10 protein-coding genes and 3 rRNA genes are annotated in these 18,272 nt (G+C 43.0%); 2 read left to right on the top strand and 11 right to left on the bottom strand.

Features of this window, described 5'->3' with window-relative positions; genetic code table 11:
* Positions 1–102: 102 nt before the first annotated feature.
* The 6 genes from OZ660_RS16865 to OZ660_RS16890 all read right to left on the bottom strand — a co-directional run bounded on the left by OZ660_RS16865 (position 103) and on the right by OZ660_RS16890 (position 8,308).
* Positions 103–297: a hypothetical protein gene (locus OZ660_RS16865; protein WP_274741722.1), complete on the bottom strand. Its 195-nt coding sequence runs from the start codon at positions 295–297 to the stop codon at positions 103–105.
* 18 nt (positions 298–315) lie between these two features.
* Positions 316–1,956, bottom strand: a complete 1,641-nt coding sequence (locus tag OZ660_RS16870; protein ID WP_274741723.1) for a sulfotransferase domain-containing protein — start codon at positions 1,954–1,956, stop codon at positions 316–318.
* Positions 1,957–2,034: 78 nt separating this feature from the next.
* Entirely contained in the window at positions 2,035–3,126 is a 1,092-nt protein-coding gene (locus OZ660_RS16875) for a glycosyltransferase family 2 protein (RefSeq protein ID WP_274741724.1), read from the bottom strand.
* Between the two features lie 169 nt (positions 3,127–3,295).
* Positions 3,296–3,411, bottom strand: a 5S ribosomal RNA gene (gene rrf, locus OZ660_RS16880).
* 214 nt (positions 3,412–3,625) lie between these two features.
* A 23S ribosomal RNA gene (locus tag OZ660_RS16885) occupies positions 3,626–6,499 on the bottom strand.
* Positions 6,500–6,772: 273 nt separating this feature from the next.
* Positions 6,773–8,308: ribosomal RNA gene (locus OZ660_RS16890) — 16S ribosomal RNA — on the bottom strand.
* The 16S, 23S and 5S rRNA genes sit together here, the layout of an rRNA operon.
* A gap of 597 nt (positions 8,309–8,905) precedes the next feature.
* On the opposite strand from OZ660_RS16890, the gene OZ660_RS16895 reads away from it, so the two are divergent.
* Positions 8,906–9,730 (top strand): hypothetical protein, encoded by an 825-nt coding sequence (locus tag OZ660_RS16895; protein ID WP_274741725.1) that lies wholly within the window; start codon positions 8,906–8,908, stop codon positions 9,728–9,730.
* A 23-nt stretch (positions 9,731–9,753) separates the two neighbouring features.
* Here the strand turns inward: OZ660_RS16895 and OZ660_RS16900 are convergent, their stop codons facing one another.
* From OZ660_RS16900 to OZ660_RS16910, 3 genes are read right to left on the bottom strand one after another with little or no spacing between them, the layout of a single operon-like run.
* The gene (locus OZ660_RS16900; RefSeq protein WP_274741726.1) at positions 9,754–11,196 is read right to left on the bottom strand and encodes a TolC family protein; all 1,443 of its coding nucleotides are present in this window, start codon (positions 11,194–11,196) and stop codon (positions 9,754–9,756) included.
* Complete coding sequence (locus OZ660_RS16905; RefSeq protein ID WP_202262567.1) at positions 11,190–12,242, bottom strand: HlyD family secretion protein; 1,053 nt, start codon at positions 12,240–12,242, stop codon at positions 11,190–11,192. Before OZ660_RS16905 ends, OZ660_RS16900 begins: the two co-directional genes overlap by 7 nt.
* Entirely contained in the window at positions 12,243–13,940 is a 1,698-nt protein-coding gene (locus tag OZ660_RS16910) for an ABC transporter transmembrane domain-containing protein (RefSeq protein WP_274741727.1), read from the bottom strand.
* 152 nt (positions 13,941–14,092) lie between these two features.
* Between OZ660_RS16910 and OZ660_RS16915 the strand changes: the two genes are divergently transcribed.
* Positions 14,093–14,989, top strand: coding sequence for a LysR family transcriptional regulator (locus OZ660_RS16915; RefSeq protein ID WP_202262569.1), 897 nt, complete (start codon positions 14,093–14,095; stop codon positions 14,987–14,989).
* Here OZ660_RS16915 and OZ660_RS16920 read toward each other — a convergent pair.
* A complete protein-coding gene (locus OZ660_RS16920; protein WP_202262570.1) occupies positions 14,986–15,594 on the bottom strand; it encodes a YkgJ family cysteine cluster protein in 609 nt (202 codons plus the stop codon). The genes OZ660_RS16915 and OZ660_RS16920 overlap by 4 nt on opposite strands.
* 289 nt (positions 15,595–15,883) lie before the next feature.
* Positions 15,884–18,223 (bottom strand): Ig-like domain-containing protein, encoded by a 2,340-nt coding sequence (locus OZ660_RS16925; protein ID WP_274741728.1) that lies wholly within the window; start codon positions 18,221–18,223, stop codon positions 15,884–15,886.
* Positions 18,224–18,272 lie beyond the last annotated feature (49 nt).

The following is an 18,272-nucleotide window of genomic DNA, read 5'->3' on the forward strand; positions in this document are numbered from 1 at the left end:
CACATTTTACTTAGATCAATTAACTGTAGTGTGCAGTGCATTATTTTTCTATAAGCGCTTGGTATTATGGGGTTAAATAAAAGTAAACAATTTAAAACGTTGTTATTCTGATACTAACTCGTCGGTATGCAGCACCATCCAACCATTGATATAAATATTTCGCGGCCTTCTGGCATCGTAAATAGCACCATTTGACACCAGATCATCAACCTGTTCTTTACTGAGCACTAGATTATTAACTCGATAATCATTACTTAGCAGCAATGCTTTATCAAACTTCGCATGCTGATTGCACATTGCAAAATCTTTATATAACTAAAGACGTAATTTTGCACTCCTGAGACGTTGAACAACCTTTTTAATACGTATCATTATTGGTAATGAGTGAAACGCTAGAAAAGCTACAACCTTTGATACCAAATTTTTCTTCAAGCTCTCATACAACTCAATTTTTTGATGCCGGTAACTCTGGTAATATAAGTAATAGGCAATCAACTTATAATCTCTGCACAAACCTCCAATGACGTATGCAAAATCTTCATTAATTGCGTCACTACTTAAAGTTTCAGCGTTTCTGTATGAAGTTAGTAATTGTGTAAAGCGCTTCTCATCCAGCTCAGGTGCTATACTAATGAGCCTTTCTTTTTCTCGTTCTAATGAATCATTAAGATTAATAAAGTCGCTTTTACTCATCAAAGAAAAATCGGCGTAGCTTTCACTTATGCCTTGGAGTATTAGATCTAGTTCCTCTAATACCAAATCTGAAGCAATGCAGTTTGATAACCTCATCAGCTCTAAAGAGCCCGGCGAAAATTTGGTATTTACTTTTTTAAACTCTCTAGGGGCTTCAATAAAGCTCTCGAAACAAGAAGAAAAGTCTTTAAAAATATTGTTATCTATTGGCGTACTGAAATCATAAAAACGGTACACAATTTCAACATTAAACTTTGCTGCCACGGCTAATAAAGTTTCAAGATGGGTAAACTTCACCCTATCTGGGACTGTAAACTTTTCAGTTTTTCTATGACGCTTAACCTGCTGATTGTAGCCAGATTCCAAGACCGACAACGGATGACGCACATAGAAAATAAATTTGGCGTTTTGACAATACAAAAACAGCCAAGGCAAATAATAATAAAAGTGTTCAGAGGAGAGTAGAAGAGTCAGCTCCCTTCGCTTTTCTAGCTCTTCAATAAGGTCGAAAAGTTTATCCCTGTCGAAATAAAATAACTTGTCACTCGACTTTGATATCAATGATGAAAAGTTGCCGGAGCTGATTCCATTTCTATCTGTACTATGTTTCGGGTAATGGATCTTTTTACATGATAATTTTTCAACATGCTCGTTTAGCCACCCCTGAATAGCGGAAGTCCCTGTTTTAGGTGGGCCAACATGTATGATTACATCTTTATTGGTTTTAAATTTATTTCTAGTTTCATGAACAACATTATCCCAGTTTCTCAAAACTATTCTTTTAGCTTTTTCATAAGTTTCATATGCATCCTTCAGTTCTTCTATTATCTTAGCTTTCTCTGAGCCTGATAACTGAGCTCTAGTACTAACCCTACTATTCAACAATTTGCCATAAGGGATTCTAGAGAATGAAACATTATATTTGGATTCTAATGTCAACATAGAAATTAACAACTCTGAATCTGACAGAACAAGAGTCGTATTCTTTTCAATATTGTTAGAGAGTGCTTTATAGAGAGCGTTTACTTCAACTATCTGTTCATTAACGAAATCACTGAATTTAGAAAAGTTATGATTAGTACTATCAAACAGCCGCTTTAGATACGATAGCGGTTCACTGATAACAATCACATCATAACGTTGTGCTATATTAGTATCGCCAACATAATCATTGAGAATAAAGTCCGTGTTCTTTGATACTAGATATTCCTTTATTAAGGCAAAGAGCTCCGAATAACCACTATCGAATAAATGTACTTTCATTATAAAACTCAATATATTCCTGATTACCAAATAGACAAGTTAAAAGTTTTATTCAATCAAATGCCTATGATTACAATATTATTGTCTATTACGAATTGTTTCTATTTCAGATAGATCAACCCCAGCTAATAACCTTTCGAACCCCTGCTTATTTGTTAAGTAGTTTTCTTCCACAATTTTTACTACTTGCGAATATCTTGAATCTACATGCTCTTTAGCTGTTTTAAAGTAATCAGTGAATTTTTCATGCTGCAAATGTTTGTCCATAAACTTTCTATAGTCTGCGTAAGAGGTTGTATTGTAGTTAAACGTAATAGGGTTAGATACTTTGTAAAAACCGGTTCTATTATTTTTCAATTCGAATACAGTAGCGTCCTGATTTGCTAGAGGGCGTCCTCTCAATAGCATTGCAATGTACTCATATTGGGAGCGGTTTTTTCGGTGTAAAATATAGCCGTTTAGTGGAATGGAAGAGCTGTCAACTTGAGAGTTTTGAGTGTTTAAGCATTTGAGAGTTTTAGCGTCTTCAAACTTCTGGAGCAACCCTCTATCAAGAGTGTTATGAGGATTCATTTGTTGTGGTCTTAGATAAGCTTTGTACAGAGTTTTTATTTGTCGGGCAGACTCTACTTTTATTTCTTGCTGCAAAGCAGAAGTAAACAGACTATCTTTCTCTAGTTTGTTAAACCATTGGAAAGACAAAGAATCGAAATCTCCTACATCTTTACATACTTCACTAATTGTTTTATGAAGACCTACTGGAACCCAAAATTCATCAATGTCTAAGAACATAATGGCATCAGCAGTAGTCTGAACTTCAAAACAACTTCTGTAAATATGGACTTGTGGCGCGGGAATACCACTTGTAAAAATATTATCGCTGTTTATGAACTTAACTGGATAATCCTTCATTAAACGCGAAAGCTCATGTGTATTATCGTCACATCCATTGTAGTAGATTTCTATTTCGCTAAATCCAAAGTAAAGATGATGAAAAATCCACTCAGGTAAATACATAGATTCATTTTTGGCAATAGCTACTAACTTAACACTGTGCACTTTTTTTGATGCTATATGCCTGTTGAACCACAACTTGAACTGTTTTTTCCTACTAAGAAAAATACTTTTAATGTCAGATAATCTCTCTCTATAAAAAGTATTTTTTCGCATTGCTATTTTACAACTCCATTGACTTATAACTTTGATTCTACACTAACGTGCATTACTGGCATATTAAAAGTCGCTGCATGTTAAGTTCCAGTTGCGATTAAAAATTACGATGTAAATCTAAGCGCCATAAAGCAAAAAACCCGCCGTAAGGCGGGTTTCTTTAATTAGGACCTGGCAGTGTCCTACTCTCACATGGGGAAGCCCCACACTACCATCGGCGCTAATACGTTTCACTTCTGAGTTCGGAATGGAGTCAGGTGGTACCGTATCGCTATGGCTGCCAGGAAAAACTTTTAGTGCAGAATCATGACGCTTTTTGTCATGACTTCTGCGCAAGGAGGACTAACAGTACTCTCAGGAGCATGTTCAATCATCGTTGCTTAATAACTAACAATTTAAGAAAGATAATATTAATTCAATCATTGAGTAACTGTCTTTTTACTCTACTTACTTTAGCTTGTCTACAACACTCAAAAGCCTAAAGCTTTTTGGGCGTTGTATGGTTAAGCCTCTCGGGCAATTAGTACAGGTTAGCTTAACGCCTTACAACGCTTCCACACCCTGCCTATCAACGTCATCGTCTATAACAACCCTTCCAGAACTTAAAGTTCAGGGATGACTCATCTCTGGGCCGGCTTCCCGCTTAGATGCTTTCAGCGGTTATCCGTTCCGAACATAGCTACCGGGCAATGCCATTGGCATGACAACCCGAACACCAGCGGTTCGTCCACTCCGGTCCTCTCGTACTAGGAGCAGCTCCCATCAATCATCCAACGCCCACACCAGATAGGGACCGAACTGTCTCACGACGTTCTAAACCCAGCTCGCGTACCACTTTAAATGGCGAACAGCCATACCCTTGGGACCGACTTCAGCCCCAGGATGTGATGAGCCGACATCGAGGTGCCAAACACCGCCGTCGATATGAACTCTTGGGCGGTATCAGCCTGTTATCCCCGGAGTACCTTTTATCCGTTGAGCGATGGCCCTTCCATACAGAACCACCGGATCACTATGACCTACTTTCGTACCTGCTCGACGTGTCTGTCTCGCAGTTAAGCTAGCTTATGCCATTGCACTAACCTCACGATGTCCGACCGTGATTAGCTAACCTTCGTGCTCCTCCGTTACTATTTGGGAGGAGACCGCCCCAGTCAAACTACCCACCAGACACTGTCCACAATCCCGATAAGGGACCAATGTTAGAACATCAAACATACAAGGGTGGTATTTCAAGGACGGCTCCACACAATCTAGCGACTGTGCTTCAAAGCCTCCCACCTATCCTACACATGTAGGTTCAATGTTCAGTGCCAAGCTGTAGTAAAGGTTCACGGGGTCTTTCCGTCTAGGTGCGGGTACACAGCATCTTCACTGCGATTTCAATTTCACTGAGTCTCGGGTGGAGACAGCGTGGCCATGGTTACACCATTCGTGCAGGTCGGAACTTACCCGACAAGGAATTTCGCTACCTTAGGACCGTTATAGTTACGGCCGCCGTTTACCGGGGCTTCGATCAAGAGCTTCGCATACGCTAACCCCATCAATTAACCTTCCGGCACCGGGCAGGTGTCACACCCTATACGTCCTCTTACGAGTTTGCAGAGTGCTGTGTTTTTAATAAACAGTCCCAGCCACCTGGTCACTGCGGCCCCCATCTGCTTACCACGTAAAGTGTTCACAAACAGGGGCGTACCTTCTCCCGAAGTTACGGTACAATTTTGCCGAGTTCCTTCACCCGAGTTCTCTCAAGCGCCTTAGTATTCTCTACCTGACCACCTGTGTCGGTTTGGGGTACGGTTCATATAATCATAAGTTTAGAAGCTTTTCCTGGAAGCAGGGCATCAACAACTTCACTCCCTTGGGAGCTCGTCTCGCGTCTCAGCTTTAAGAACCCGGATTTACCTAAGTTCTCGGCCTACTCGCTTTCACTTGGACAACCAACGCCAAGCTTGCCTAGCCTTCTCCGTCCCTCCATCACTGATTATATAAGTACGGGAATATTAACCCGTTTCCCATCGACTACGCATTTCTGCCTCGCCTTAGGGGCCGACTTACCCTGCCCTGATTAGCATGGGACAGGAAACCTTGGTCTTCCGGCGTGGGAGTTTTTCACTCCCATTATCGTTACTCATGTCAGCATTCGCACTTGTGATATGTCCAGCAAGCTTTACAACTCACCTTCATCCACTTACACAACGCTCCCCTACCCAGCATGTAAACATGCTGCCGCAGCTTCGGTATATTGCTTAGCCCCGTTACATCTTCCGCGCAGGCCGACTCGACTAGTGAGCTATTACGCTTTCTTTAAAGGGTGGCTGCTTCTAAGCCAACCTCCTAGCTGTCTATGCCTTCCCACATCGTTTCCCACTTAGCAATATTTTGGGACCTTAGCTGGCGGTCTGGGTTGTTTCCCTCTCCACGACGGACGTTAGCACCCGCCGTGTGTCTCCCGGATAGTTCTCATTGGTATTCGGAGTTTGCAAAGGGTTGGTAAGTCGGGATGACCCCCTAGCCTTAACAGTGCTCTACCCCCAATGGAATTCGTCCGAGGCTCTACCTAAATAGATTTCGGGGAGAACCAGCTATCTCCCGGTTTGATTGGCCTTTCACCCCCAGCCACAGGTCATCCCCTAACTTTTCAACGTTAGTGGGTTCGGTCCTCCAGTTGATGTTACTCAACCTTCAACCTGCCCATGGCTAGATCACCGGGTTTCGGGTCTATACCTAGCAACTAAACGCGCAGTTAACACTCGCTTTCGCTACGGCTCCGTTATTCACTTAACCTTGCTACTAAATATAAGTCGCTGACCCATTATACAAAAGGTACGCAGTCACCCCGAAGGGCTCCCACTGCTTGTACGTATACGGTTTCAGGTTCTATTTCACTCCCCTCACAGGGGTTCTTTTCGCCTTTCCCTCACGGTACTGGTTCACTATCGGTCAGTTAGGAGTATTTAGCCTTGGAGGATGGTCCCCCCATATTCAGTCAAGATAACACGTGTCCCGACCTACTCGATTTCACTGTAAAGAATCCGTCGTGTACAGGGCTATCACCTTGTATCGCTCCTCTTCCCAAAGGATTCCACTAAATTCTAAACAGCTTAAGGGCTGCTCCCCGTTCGCTCGCCGCTACTAGGGGAATCTCGGTTGATTTCTTTTCCTAAGGGTACTTAGATGTTTCAGTTCCCCTCGTTCGCCTCGTTACACTATGTATTCATGCAACGATACCTATAAATAGGTGGGTTTCCCCATTCGGACATCTGTGGCTCAAATGCATTTTGTCGGCTCACCACAGCTTTTCGCAGACTTACACGTCCTTCATCGCCTCTAACTGCCAAGGCATCCACCGTATACGCTTCGTCACTTAACCATACAACCCCAAACAGCCTTTTGACTTCTGTCTAAGTTATGTCGCATGAATGACAAGCTAATCGGAAGAATTGCCTTGCTATCAAATCATCGATTGATAACAAGCAATTCAGTCAAGTAGAGTAAAAAGTCATCTTTCGATTTCTCAGTTACTCAATTTTGATTGATTACTATTAATATCAGCTTTCCAAATTGTTAAAGAACATAAGTTTTGTTCAATAAAAACAAGACTATCTGTGTAGGCACTGCATCAAGGCGTCTATCGACGTAATGGTAAGGAGGTGATCCAACCCCAGGTTCCCCTAGGGTTACCTTGTTACGACTTCACCCCAGTCATGAAACACAAAGTGGTAATCGTCCTCCCGAAGGTTAGACTAACTACTTCTTTTTTTGCATCCCACTCCCATGGTGTGACGGGCGGTGTGTACAAGGCCCGGGAACGTATTCACCGCAGTATTCTGACCTGCGATTACTAGCGATTCCGACTTCATGGAGTCGAGTTGCAGACTCCAATCCGGACTACGACATTCTTTAAGGGGTCCGCTCCACATCACTGTCTCGCTTCCCTCTGTAAATGCCATTGTAGCACGTGTGTAGCCCTACACGTAAGGGCCATGATGACTTGACGTCGTCCCCACCTTCCTCCGGTTTGTCACCGGCAGTCTCCTTAGAGTGCCCAACTTAATGCTGGCAACTAAGGACAAGGGTTGCGCTCGTTGCGGGACTTAACCCAACATCTCACGACACGAGCTGACGACAGCCATGCAGCACCTGTGTCAGAGTTCCCGAAGGCACCAATCCATCTCTGGAAAGTTCTCTGCATGTCAAGTGTAGGTAAGGTTCTTCGCGTTGCATCGAATTAAACCACATGCTCCACCGCTTGTGCGGGCCCCCCGTCAATTCATTTGAGTTTTAACCTTGCGGCCGTACTCCCCAGGCGGTCTACTTAGCGCGTTAGCTTCGCTACGCACGATTTAAAATCACACACAGCTAGTAGACAGCGTTTACGGTGTGGACTACCAGGGTATCTAATCCTGTTCGCTACCCACACTTTCGCACATGAGCGTCAGTCTTTGGCCAGGGAGTCGCCTTCGCCACTGATGTTCCTCCAGATATCTACGCATTTCACCGCTACACCTGGAATTCCACTCCCCTCTCCAAGACTCTAGTCTGCCAGTTCTAAATGACCATCCCAGGTTGAGCCCGGGGCTTTCACATCTAGCTTAACAAACCGCCTGCGTGCGCTTTACGCCCAGTAATTCCGATTAACGCTCGCACCCTCCGTATTACCGCGGCTGCTGGCACGGAGTTAGCCGGTGCTTCTTCTGTTGTTAACGTCACGGCTAGCAGGTATTAACTACTAACTTTTCCTCACAACTGAAAGTGCTTTACACCCGAAGGCCTTCTTCACACACGCGGCATGGCTGCATCAGGGTTTCCCCCATTGTGCAATATTCCCCACTGCTGCCTCCCGTAGGAGTCTGGGCCGTGTCTCAGTCCCAGTGTGGCTGACCTTCCTCTCAGAACAGCTAGAGATCGTCGCCTTGGTGAGCCTTTACCTCACCAACTAGCTAATCTCACTTGGGCCTCTCTTTGCGCCGGAGCCGAAGCCCCGTTTGGTCCGAAGACATTATGCGGTATTAGCAGTCGTTTCCAACTGTTATCCCCCTCGCAAAGGCAAGTTCCCAAGCATTACTCACCCGTCCGCCACTCGTCATCTTCTAGCAAGCTAGAAATGTTACCGTTCGACTTGCATGTGTTAGGCCTGCCGCCAGCGTTCAATCTGAGCCATGATCAAACTCTTCAATTAAATATATCGAAATATGAATCGTCGTTGTGACACTCTTAACGAGTGCCCACACAGATTGTCTTGTCTAAATTTTTAAAGAACATTCACTAGAAGCTTTGCTTCTTAGTGACTCACCCTGCTCGAGTGAGGTGCGCATTATACGCTGGAAGTTTTCGTTGTCAACACTTTTTGAAAATTTATTTTCTGAAGCGTTTCTTCCAAACTCCCGTCTTTACTGGCCTATGTAGGTAGTAGAGACTTACTTCAAGAGGCTTGCTGTTTTGCTTTCCCCCCGAAGCGGATGCGCATTTTAGGGAATTGAGCGCCCACGTCAACTTCTTTTTGAAAAAAATTGATAAAAGTGAACTAAACGACTAATTTTCGTTCAAATGTGATAATTAGTAGACAATATGGACTAATTACTAATAGGATGGGGATTCAGATCCTATAAAGTAGTAGTCCTTAAAGTAGTATCTGAACCTGCCGTTATTATTAAAGGTTAGGTATAAGAACATATATTAGAGTCAACAATCTGCTCTATTACTGATTCTCATATTGAACTACATAATACGTACAGGCGTCAGAAATTGACTACGCAATAATTATAAAGGTGGGTTTATGTTACGTACGCTTTCTTTGTTATCGGCCGCATTACTAACTGTAACAGTTAGCCAAACGGTAGTTGCGCAAGATATCAATAATGAAGTCCCTAGTTCAGAGACTAAAAGCCAACCACCAGCGTCTTCTTCTATCTCATCGGATGAAAACAGCCAGTTTCAAACTGCCTTCTTAAAACGACAAGTTGACCAAACAATGTCTGTAGGAAGAGCAATTCGTTCAATTGCAGGCCATTATCCTGCAGAAGTTGTGTCTATCGTTGATATTGCACTTGATACTTATCCAGATAAGTATCGCGAGATCATCTTTGCTGCAATTTCTGCGCAGCCGGCATCGACCGAGGAAATTGTACAGTTAGCAATTGAAAAGGAAGTAAGCAGCTGCCCTAATATTGTTCAGCTAGCAATAAAAGCTGAACCTACCTATGTTGATTTTGTAGTACATGCCGCATCGGTATCAACACCAGAAGAGCTTGATGAAATAGTAAGGGTAGCGGTGCTAACCCAACCGGATGCAGCAGACAGTATTGTGCAAACACTATCGAAAGAACATCCCAATAAAATTGTAGATATTATGACTAGTGCGCTTAATGCCGTTCCTTTCGTTGGTGAATATGTTGTAGACGCACTTTTAGCTGTATTCCCAAATGAAGCGGAAATGGTTGTTGAAACTGCAGTTCGCGAGTCATCTCAACAACGCGAACAAGTTATGCGTATATTAAACACCGCACAACATGCTGGCGTTCCTCAAGAAAAACTAGAGCAATATGCACTGTCTGCAGGTCTAAGTGAAGATGACTTAAAGATTGCGCTGGGTTCTAACTAATCACATTCTTTAGTCTTATTTCCCTACTTCATGCTGTATAACATAGCGGATTCTTTATACAGCATGAGCTCAGCCTTCAATAAATCTACACGCGCTTTTATCTCTTTAATTTGCGCCTTAATTTGGTTCTGAGCTCGTGCATTAAGCACGAACATATCACTATCGCCTGCATCAAAACGGGTGCGTTCAACTCTGGATAACGTTTTTGCTAAAGTTGCATTCTCACTTTGCAGCTCGACAATGTCTTTTGCTTGAGTCCAGTATACTAAGGCTTGCTCAAACCGCTGAGTGATTGCTTGCTGTGTGGATACCAGCTTATGCTGTAATTCCCTTTGCTTAGATTGCAATTGCGCACGCTCTGCTTTCGCTTTTCTATTTCCTAGTGGATATGAAAATGAAAGGCCAAGTTTTGTCTCTGTCCCTTCTAATGTTTCAGAACCTGAACCTATGTCTCTGGCTACTGAGGCCTTTAAATCAAGCTTTGGAAGTAGCGCGTTTTCTGCTAGCGCTGACTTATTTTCTACAACGGCTTGCTCCAGCTTCATAATATCAAGCTCAGGATGTTGCCTTAATGCATTTCTTAAGGTTATCAATTGGCCATTGCCAATCCAAAATGGCCACTGTATATCACTAGGAGGCGTTGTCTCATTGATAACTAACATATCTCCCGTTGACGAACGCCAATAGAAGGAAAGCATTTGTGCATGCGCATCTCGTTTTTGCTTTAACTCAGCTAGCAAGAGCTTTTGTTGCAGTAGGTTAGCCTTAAACTCAGTTAGAATTATGCTGGCTAAGTCTCCCTTCTCAACACGCGTGACAAGTGCTTTTTCTCGCTCAGATGCCGTGGCTAATAATTCTTTAACGGCACTAACTTGAAGTGCACTTTCATACCATGCAATGTATTCGACTATGCCTTTATAAATGAAGTCGTTGATTAAACTCGTCGCTAATGCCTGCCATTGTGACGTTGCAAGCCCTGCATTTCTAAGCTCGGTACGACGCTTATCTATTTCTCTGTTTTGCAAAAGCGAAATAGCCACACCAACACTTGCTTCACCAGCAGACAAGGTTTCATACCCGCCTTCGTATGAAGGAAAGTCGCCGTCAGAGATACGGTACTCGCCAAAAACTGAGCCATTAAAATCTTCAATAGGATTAGTAAAACGCTGAGTGAGATTGGTGCCATCGTAGTAACCGCTAACTCGACTATTGGTTTTTTGCTCGATAACGGGGTCAAAGTTACTTCTGGCAATTTCTAATTCAGCAGCAGCCTGATAATTGCCTTCGTTGATAGCAAGCACATAAGGGTGGTAATGCACCATACTATCAATAAGCGCACTAATAGATGGCGCTTCTCGTTTGGCTGTTGCTTGTGCATAAGACGGCGCTGTAAAAAGTGTAGCTAACGGTATCGCTATCACCGCCAACTTGAGTAACGCTTTCACTTTCACTACATCCACTACCATGTAGAGGCTCCTGCACTAGCACCGCTGTCGGTAGTTGGTTCAGATGTTGGGCGAGGCGGGAAATTGTTAAGCTGACGCCACATTTCGTAGCCTAATCTCACTTCCTCTAAAAGTACCCATGCCTTTACGCGGCTGCCCAAGCGCGCAGAACTTTCTGCAGGCCATGGCGTATCGTTGTCGTCTGGCTTAATCCACACGTTAAAATCCCCCATGGCGTTGGCAACAGGCTCTACATAAACCACTTCGCCACCAAAGGTGCCTATAGCACTGCCTGGCCAACCGCTAAATTGAAATACCGGCCAACCTTCAAACTGTAAGCGCGCTTTCGCACCTGGTTTTACCAAAGGCGCATCGAGCCCTCTTACGGTTACTCTTACACTACGCTTAGCGTCTGCGGGAATAAACTGCCCTAGAATGTCGCCAGATTTCACGAATGTAGACACACCACCTGATAACAAACGCACAACGGTTCCATCAACCGGCGCAAACTTAGTTTGGGTAGACTGACGCGATAACGTCATACTGACTTCGTTAATATCTGATACAGAGGCAGCGGCTTTTGCCCTGAGTTCTTGGACTTTAATCTCAGCTTTTTCGACTTCTTTGCGAGATACCAAACCTTGCTCTTCTAGCGCGATCTGTCGCGCTAAGTTGTTCTCTGCATTCCTTACTGCTGTTTCATTAGCCTCGCGCTTCAAGTTAGCGGCAGAAAGCTGCGACTGTAATTTATCTAAACGCTGAGCATCAATATCGATGAGCGTCACAATAGGGTCGCCTTCTTTGACTTGCTGGCCTTCTCTTACATGCCATTGCTTAACCTGTCCGTCTACAAGCGCATTGATGGGCTGAGTGCGATCCTTAGGGTCTAATGAGTCCACCATTCCAGTACCGTAGGCGGTTTGGATCCAAGGCGTAAAATATAAGATCAAACATGCAGCAATCACCAAAAAGACAATTATGCCACTTACCACTCGGTGGAACTTTGGCACTTTAAGCGCAGGCAATGTATCGATGTTATCTAGAAAGCGACGTTCGGCATTGTTCATCTATTTTACCTCCCCTGCGTTGTCGCCATTTTCATTTTGCCATTCTTCATGGTCATAAAGCGTAGCCTGAGCATTATCATGCAAATGAAGCACGCCATTAAAGTGGTCTGGCATTGGCATATTAGTGAAATACAGCACAGTAAAATCATGCTTGCTTAGTCTTGTTAATAATCTTGAGCGCAACTCAACGGGTATAGCGTCAAAGTGCTGATTAAGTATGAGCAACTTAGGTTTTGCTATAATTGCAGCAGCTAATTTGAGTAACAAAAACTCAAGTGGTTGAAGTGGAGCACCTAACACTGATACACGGGTTTGTAGCCCTTCTGGCAATGCATCAATAACGCCTGCCATCTCAACCTCTTCTAGTGCATGTCTAATATCAGCAAAGCTTGCCTTAGGTTGCGCCAGTTTAAGATAGCGCTCAATAGTCACTTCTATAATAAGTGAACGGTCAAGTATCGTAACCGCTTGTCGCAACTCATGGGTGTCATAATCGTTAAGACTTAACTCACCTAACAAAATATCGCCCGATTTTACTGGCTCATACTGTTTCAAGTAGCCCAACAACTGCTTCTGCACCCAACTTTTATCTGTTGTAACGAAGTATTGCGAGCTAGGCTCAAGCGTTGTGTTCAGCTCACAAGTATCGTTGCCATGACATAGCATTACCTTATTGAATGCCAGCTTCGATGACGAAGGAACATGATCAGCATTTGTATGGAGTTTTTCTTGCGGGATGCTTAGCGCATGACCTAGCTTTTCTGCGGCCCCATAAAGCTCATAGTAAAGCTTCAAATACTGTGTAAAGCGAGACAGGCCCAAAAACACTGCAGACATCACCAATTCAGCAGCAACAAGTTGCCCTATCGATAACTGACCCTCTACTACAAGCACACCACCAATGCCCAGTAGCGCAGCGCTCGCAATAGCGTACATCAATAGAAACATAACCACTTGAGAAAACGTATAGTGAAAGTGACTTTTGTGTTTTCTTACGTAATTACCAATAAAGCCTTCAGTACTTCTACCTGCGTACTCTACGTGGTCGGCTGACTTAAAGAACTCATGAGCACTTGCAATATCGTGCAACCATTTGGCGGCATCGTATTTCGCGTGAGAAAGTTCAATGGCGGTTCTTTTGGCGCCACGGCCCCAAATTTTCCACACCGCGTACATTGTCATTAACAACACGACGTTAAAAGCGAACAACGCTGGATGATAAAAAGACACCAAGGTAAAGCCTACCAGCATTTGAAGCACTAGCGCGAAGCCGTCGATCATCAAAGAGGGGATATTCTTTTGCAACGTCATTATATCGAAGTATCGTTGGGTAATACTGACATTCTGGCGTCCTTCAAAATAACTATGCGGCGCCATAATTGTTTTAAGCCCTAAGGCAGCAGTTAACCTCGCGTATACTTTACGCTCGTAGAATTCCATCACACGCATTCGAAGCGCACTGAAAATACCCGAAATGAAAAGGGTAAGGAATAATACAACGGCCAAAATGATCACCGCTCGTGTCGAGCCGATATTGGCTATACTGTTTATCAGCGTTTGTACCGCAATAGGTACCGCGAGTGTCATCAAACTAATTGCAACGCCGTACGCAATGGCCACCCAGAAAAAACCCGATTCTGGTTTAAGAAGTGAGAATAGCGTTTTTCGCGTAGCACGCAGGTTTATCTTTTTCGCCATAGTAATTTCTTTAATCACTCTGATAGCAGTTAATTGTTAGTGTAAGCCATTCGGCAGTTAGAATAAATCTGTTATATTCTTCATACTTCATCGAAAAATATTGATTTAGGACTATGGGACGCTTTTTTTAACGTTCTATTTGCTTATTTATTATGCACCACCTTAACTATCACCACTTATATTATTTTTATTTGGTTGCTCGTGAAGGCAGTATTGCTAAAGCGGCCAAGTTACTTCACGTTACACCACAAACGGTAAGTGGCCAGTTAAGTACCTTTGAAAATCAACTCGGGTATTCACTTTTTGACAGAATAAATAAGCGCCTTTATTTAAATGCTAAAGGTAAAGTAAGTTATCAGTATGCCAGTGAAATCTTTCACAAGGGTAATCAACTGGCTGAAATACTTAACAATAGCGACGAAGTGAATACGAAAGAATTCGTGATAGGTATTACAAATGGTATTCCTAAAGTGCTTTTTTACGATTTTGTTCATTCGACGATGCGAAAATTTGCTAATGTGCGCTATGTAATAAAAGAAGATAGCTTTGACGGTTTACTTAAAGAGTTGGCAATTAATGCCATAGATTTTATCGTCGCTGATCGTGGCATTGCCCCTGGTACACAAGTTAATGCCAATAGTTACTTTTTAGGCGAAAGCTCGCTGAGCTTTTTTGCTAAGGCACCGCTTTCCAAGCACCAACGTTTCCCCTCATGTTTAAATCAAATGCCGTTGCTAATTCAAGGCTATACCTCTGGCATTAGACAGGCACTTACCAGTTGGCTTGAAACTGAACAGCTCTATCCCAAAATCGTCGCAGAATTTGATGATAGCGCGCTGCTCAAGCTATTCGGCAGTGAAGACTTTGGTGTATTTTGCGCACCTTCGGCAATATCAGCCCATGTGGAAGCCCAGTATGACGTGCATTGTATTGGAAATGCTAATACTCTAAACGAGCGATATTATGCAATCACAGGCAAGAGCCGCGCTGACTACACTATCAGCGAGGCCATTGTTGCCGAAGCAAGAACAATTTTGCAGACGCCTTAAGCGGCAACGCCATCATCAATGTGAGAAGAGTAATAACTTACCGTAAGTATTTTCTCTAGCACAAAACGCAGAGCTTCATTGATTGGCATTAGTTTTTCACCCAACTCATAATCTAACTGCGCCAGCTTTTGACGTCCTTGCGCTATCATTGGTGGTTGATGAGTGTTTGTCTGAATGGCTATAAGCGAAGCGGCATACTTTTCGGGAACTGCCTGCTTTATAGGTTTACACACAGATAGCGTGGCTTCGCCTGATTTGGTTGCATACCCAGCCGCGCCAAACATTCTGCAAATGCTTGGTCGATACTCGTAAATACCACAATAACCTTCGTTCCCATCTAGGCTAGTGCGTTGATACTGCTTACATGCAAATCCGTTGTAATTGTCTAATTCATCGAATACTTGCTCAGCCGTTCCCGTATCAAATAAATGTAAAGCATAGGGCAACATCTCTAAAGGTGACACTTCAATGTCTGGCTTATTGCAACACGCTCCACACTTTTCGACGCAGTGCAAAGACTGACTTGTTTGGAAAGCACTGAACTCTTGAGAAAGTAATTGGTAAACATCCATCACTTGGCTGGACAGCTCACGCAGCCTATTCATAATGACTCCGCTAAAAAAGCAAACTAAAACCACCTTCGCAGCAACCCTCTCGTTTGATTGAGCGACTAACTACAAAGACACCTATAAAGATTTAAAAGCATGCTTCTTCCCCGCCAAAAGAAATGAGTGAGCATGATGCTCGATAGCGAGGATTGAATTGGCGCGGATTTTATTTTGAAAATGGGGGTTTGGGAAGTTTTTTGTGATGAAACAAACCAAGCCCAAAAAGACACAGTTGAATTTTAGAGAAAAAGCGAGTCAGTTTTTTCTGACTCGCTCGCCATATATATTAGAAAGTCAGTGACTGAGAAGAGTAGCTTATCGAAACAGGTGCACTACCGGCACCCTCTGATGCAGAAAATCTAGCCCACTGCTCAGGATACAGAGTTTCTAAATCAAGCTTCTTATAGAAATTTAATCGCGGTAGTACGAATTCAGCGTAAGGGTCTTGCTCATCCCAGTACAGAACGAAATTTTCGATGACCATCATTCGTCCATCTTCCGTTTCGCCCAGCACATGCCATTGGCGTTTTCGTCTAAGTATTGAGTAATCGCTACCTATTTGCCCTTCGATAATTACAACATTATCTACAACCGCCCATTGCCAGTTGTACGAATCATAGTCAGTAGCGAACGATGGGTCATCTTCATTACTGTTAGGATAGATTCGTCCCGCAGTGCCATTTTGTAGGAAATAATAACCGAAAACATCGTCATACAGTGGTAATCCATCTGGACCATCATGATCGAAAATGTGAGACAACCATGCTACTGGAAGTTCACTGACAATCTCTGTGGTGTCTACAGTACCGCGAACCGTATGCATGTCTACTGTATACTTAATAGTATTACCATCATCAGCGAACTCTAGCAATGCGAGTAAATAATCATTATGCTCTTTGAAAGGACGCAGTCTAAAGGTGGTGTCTCCATATTGAAATTGTAATGCACCTTCTTCAATTACCCACATACCAGTCTCGCCTGTTACCCACGTCTCGTAAGTACCATTTGTATTAAAGGTAAACCTGTCAGCAATCATTCCATCAGCAGTAATTGTACTGTCCCCATCAAAAGGGTGATTTATAGTTAAGATATCTTGAATATTTAGCACCCAAGGACTACTTGTAACGTCTTCGCTAGTAAGTCGAATGTAGCTACCATTATGATAAGACATCTCACCAGTTTCAGTTAATGTCGCTTCAAACGCCTGTGTATATCCTACTAAAGCAGAAGCCAAAGATAGACTATAAGTATTGGCCTCTGATGCAAAAGCATTGCTGCCGTTTATTGTCACAAGACTTATTTCTGAGCTTACTAATTTACGGGTGAGCATCCACTGACTCACTAATCCCATACTCTCGAGTTCAAGTATTTCTGCTTGTACATCCTCGTCAAAATATGCCAGAAGCTCGTCTGTAAGATATGAAAGGGTTACAGTTTCTGTAGCACTAGGAAAAGTCAGTTTAATTTTACCGTTTTCAATATCCCAAGAGAAGGTATCGGCAATATTGTTTGCAGATATATCTGATGATGTTAAAACACCACTACCTTCTGGATTAAACGTTAATACTCTAGAACCTTTAGCTGACTGAAAATTCCCTCCTTCATAAACAACAAACTCGCCCCCCGCGACATCTGCACGGTTGTAAGCAAGTCTCAATGTCTCATCTTCTAGCGTTTCAGTTCTAGCGGTATTAATAGCATCTATATAAGACTCTGAGAAAGAGCCGTCTTCCTCAATTAAACCCAAACCATCTAAATACTCTCTAATGCTTCCCTGCACATCATCGTCGCTTTCAGTAAAAAAAGTTAGGGTATTGACATCGTTTCCAAGTGGAAAAGAATCATTATCAGCCAAGAGCTTTATGAAACTAGATAAACCAATTACATCATCAAAATCAACTTTTGCAGTGAATGTGGAGAAATCTTCATCTCCTCCATCTGCGAGATACTGATTATAGAGCACTGTTTTGGCAGTACTAATATGAGTGATTTTACTATCAGGTAATTGCACATCATTAAGTTCGGATGTTTGATTTTCTTTCGCTAACGCCAATAGGTCAGCGAAAGCTCCGACGCGAGATATCAGATTTACGTGGCCTTGCTCCTCTGTTCCCATGGCATTAAGCACAATATTACCGGGATCGGCACTCACTTTTATTGGTAGAGTATAAATGCCCGATGCATCGGCCGTTGAAGTTGCTAATACACTACCATTGCTGTCTGTAGCAGTTATTAAGCTATTTGATAACGGCGCATCTGTTGCAATTCCGGAAACAGTAATTTGTTGTTGATTCGTGATTGTAACCGTTGAACTTACCGTTTCTGTACCATCCGTCACATCGTAGGTAAAAGTAACTTCCCCCATAGCTTGAGATGGAGGTAAGTAAACCAAGGCATTGGCAACAATTGTGACTTCACCACTACTTGGTTCACCAACTGCTGAGATCGTTAACGGATCACCATCAGGATCGGAATCATTCGCCAGAACATCGATGGTTACGCTTTCACCATTAAGGGTAGAAGCAATGTCAGCAGACACAACAGGACTTTTATTTTGGTCGTCAGAACTGCCGCAGGCGGCAAGAAAGGTTGCACTTAAAACAAGCGCAATAAGGCTCTTTTTCATTATCAATATCCCTATCGAACTAACTTAAAACGGCCCGATTATATAAAAT

This window comes from Alteromonas sp. 009811495, from assembly GCF_028865455.1.
GTDB lineage: Bacteria > Pseudomonadota > Gammaproteobacteria > Enterobacterales > Alteromonadaceae > Alteromonas.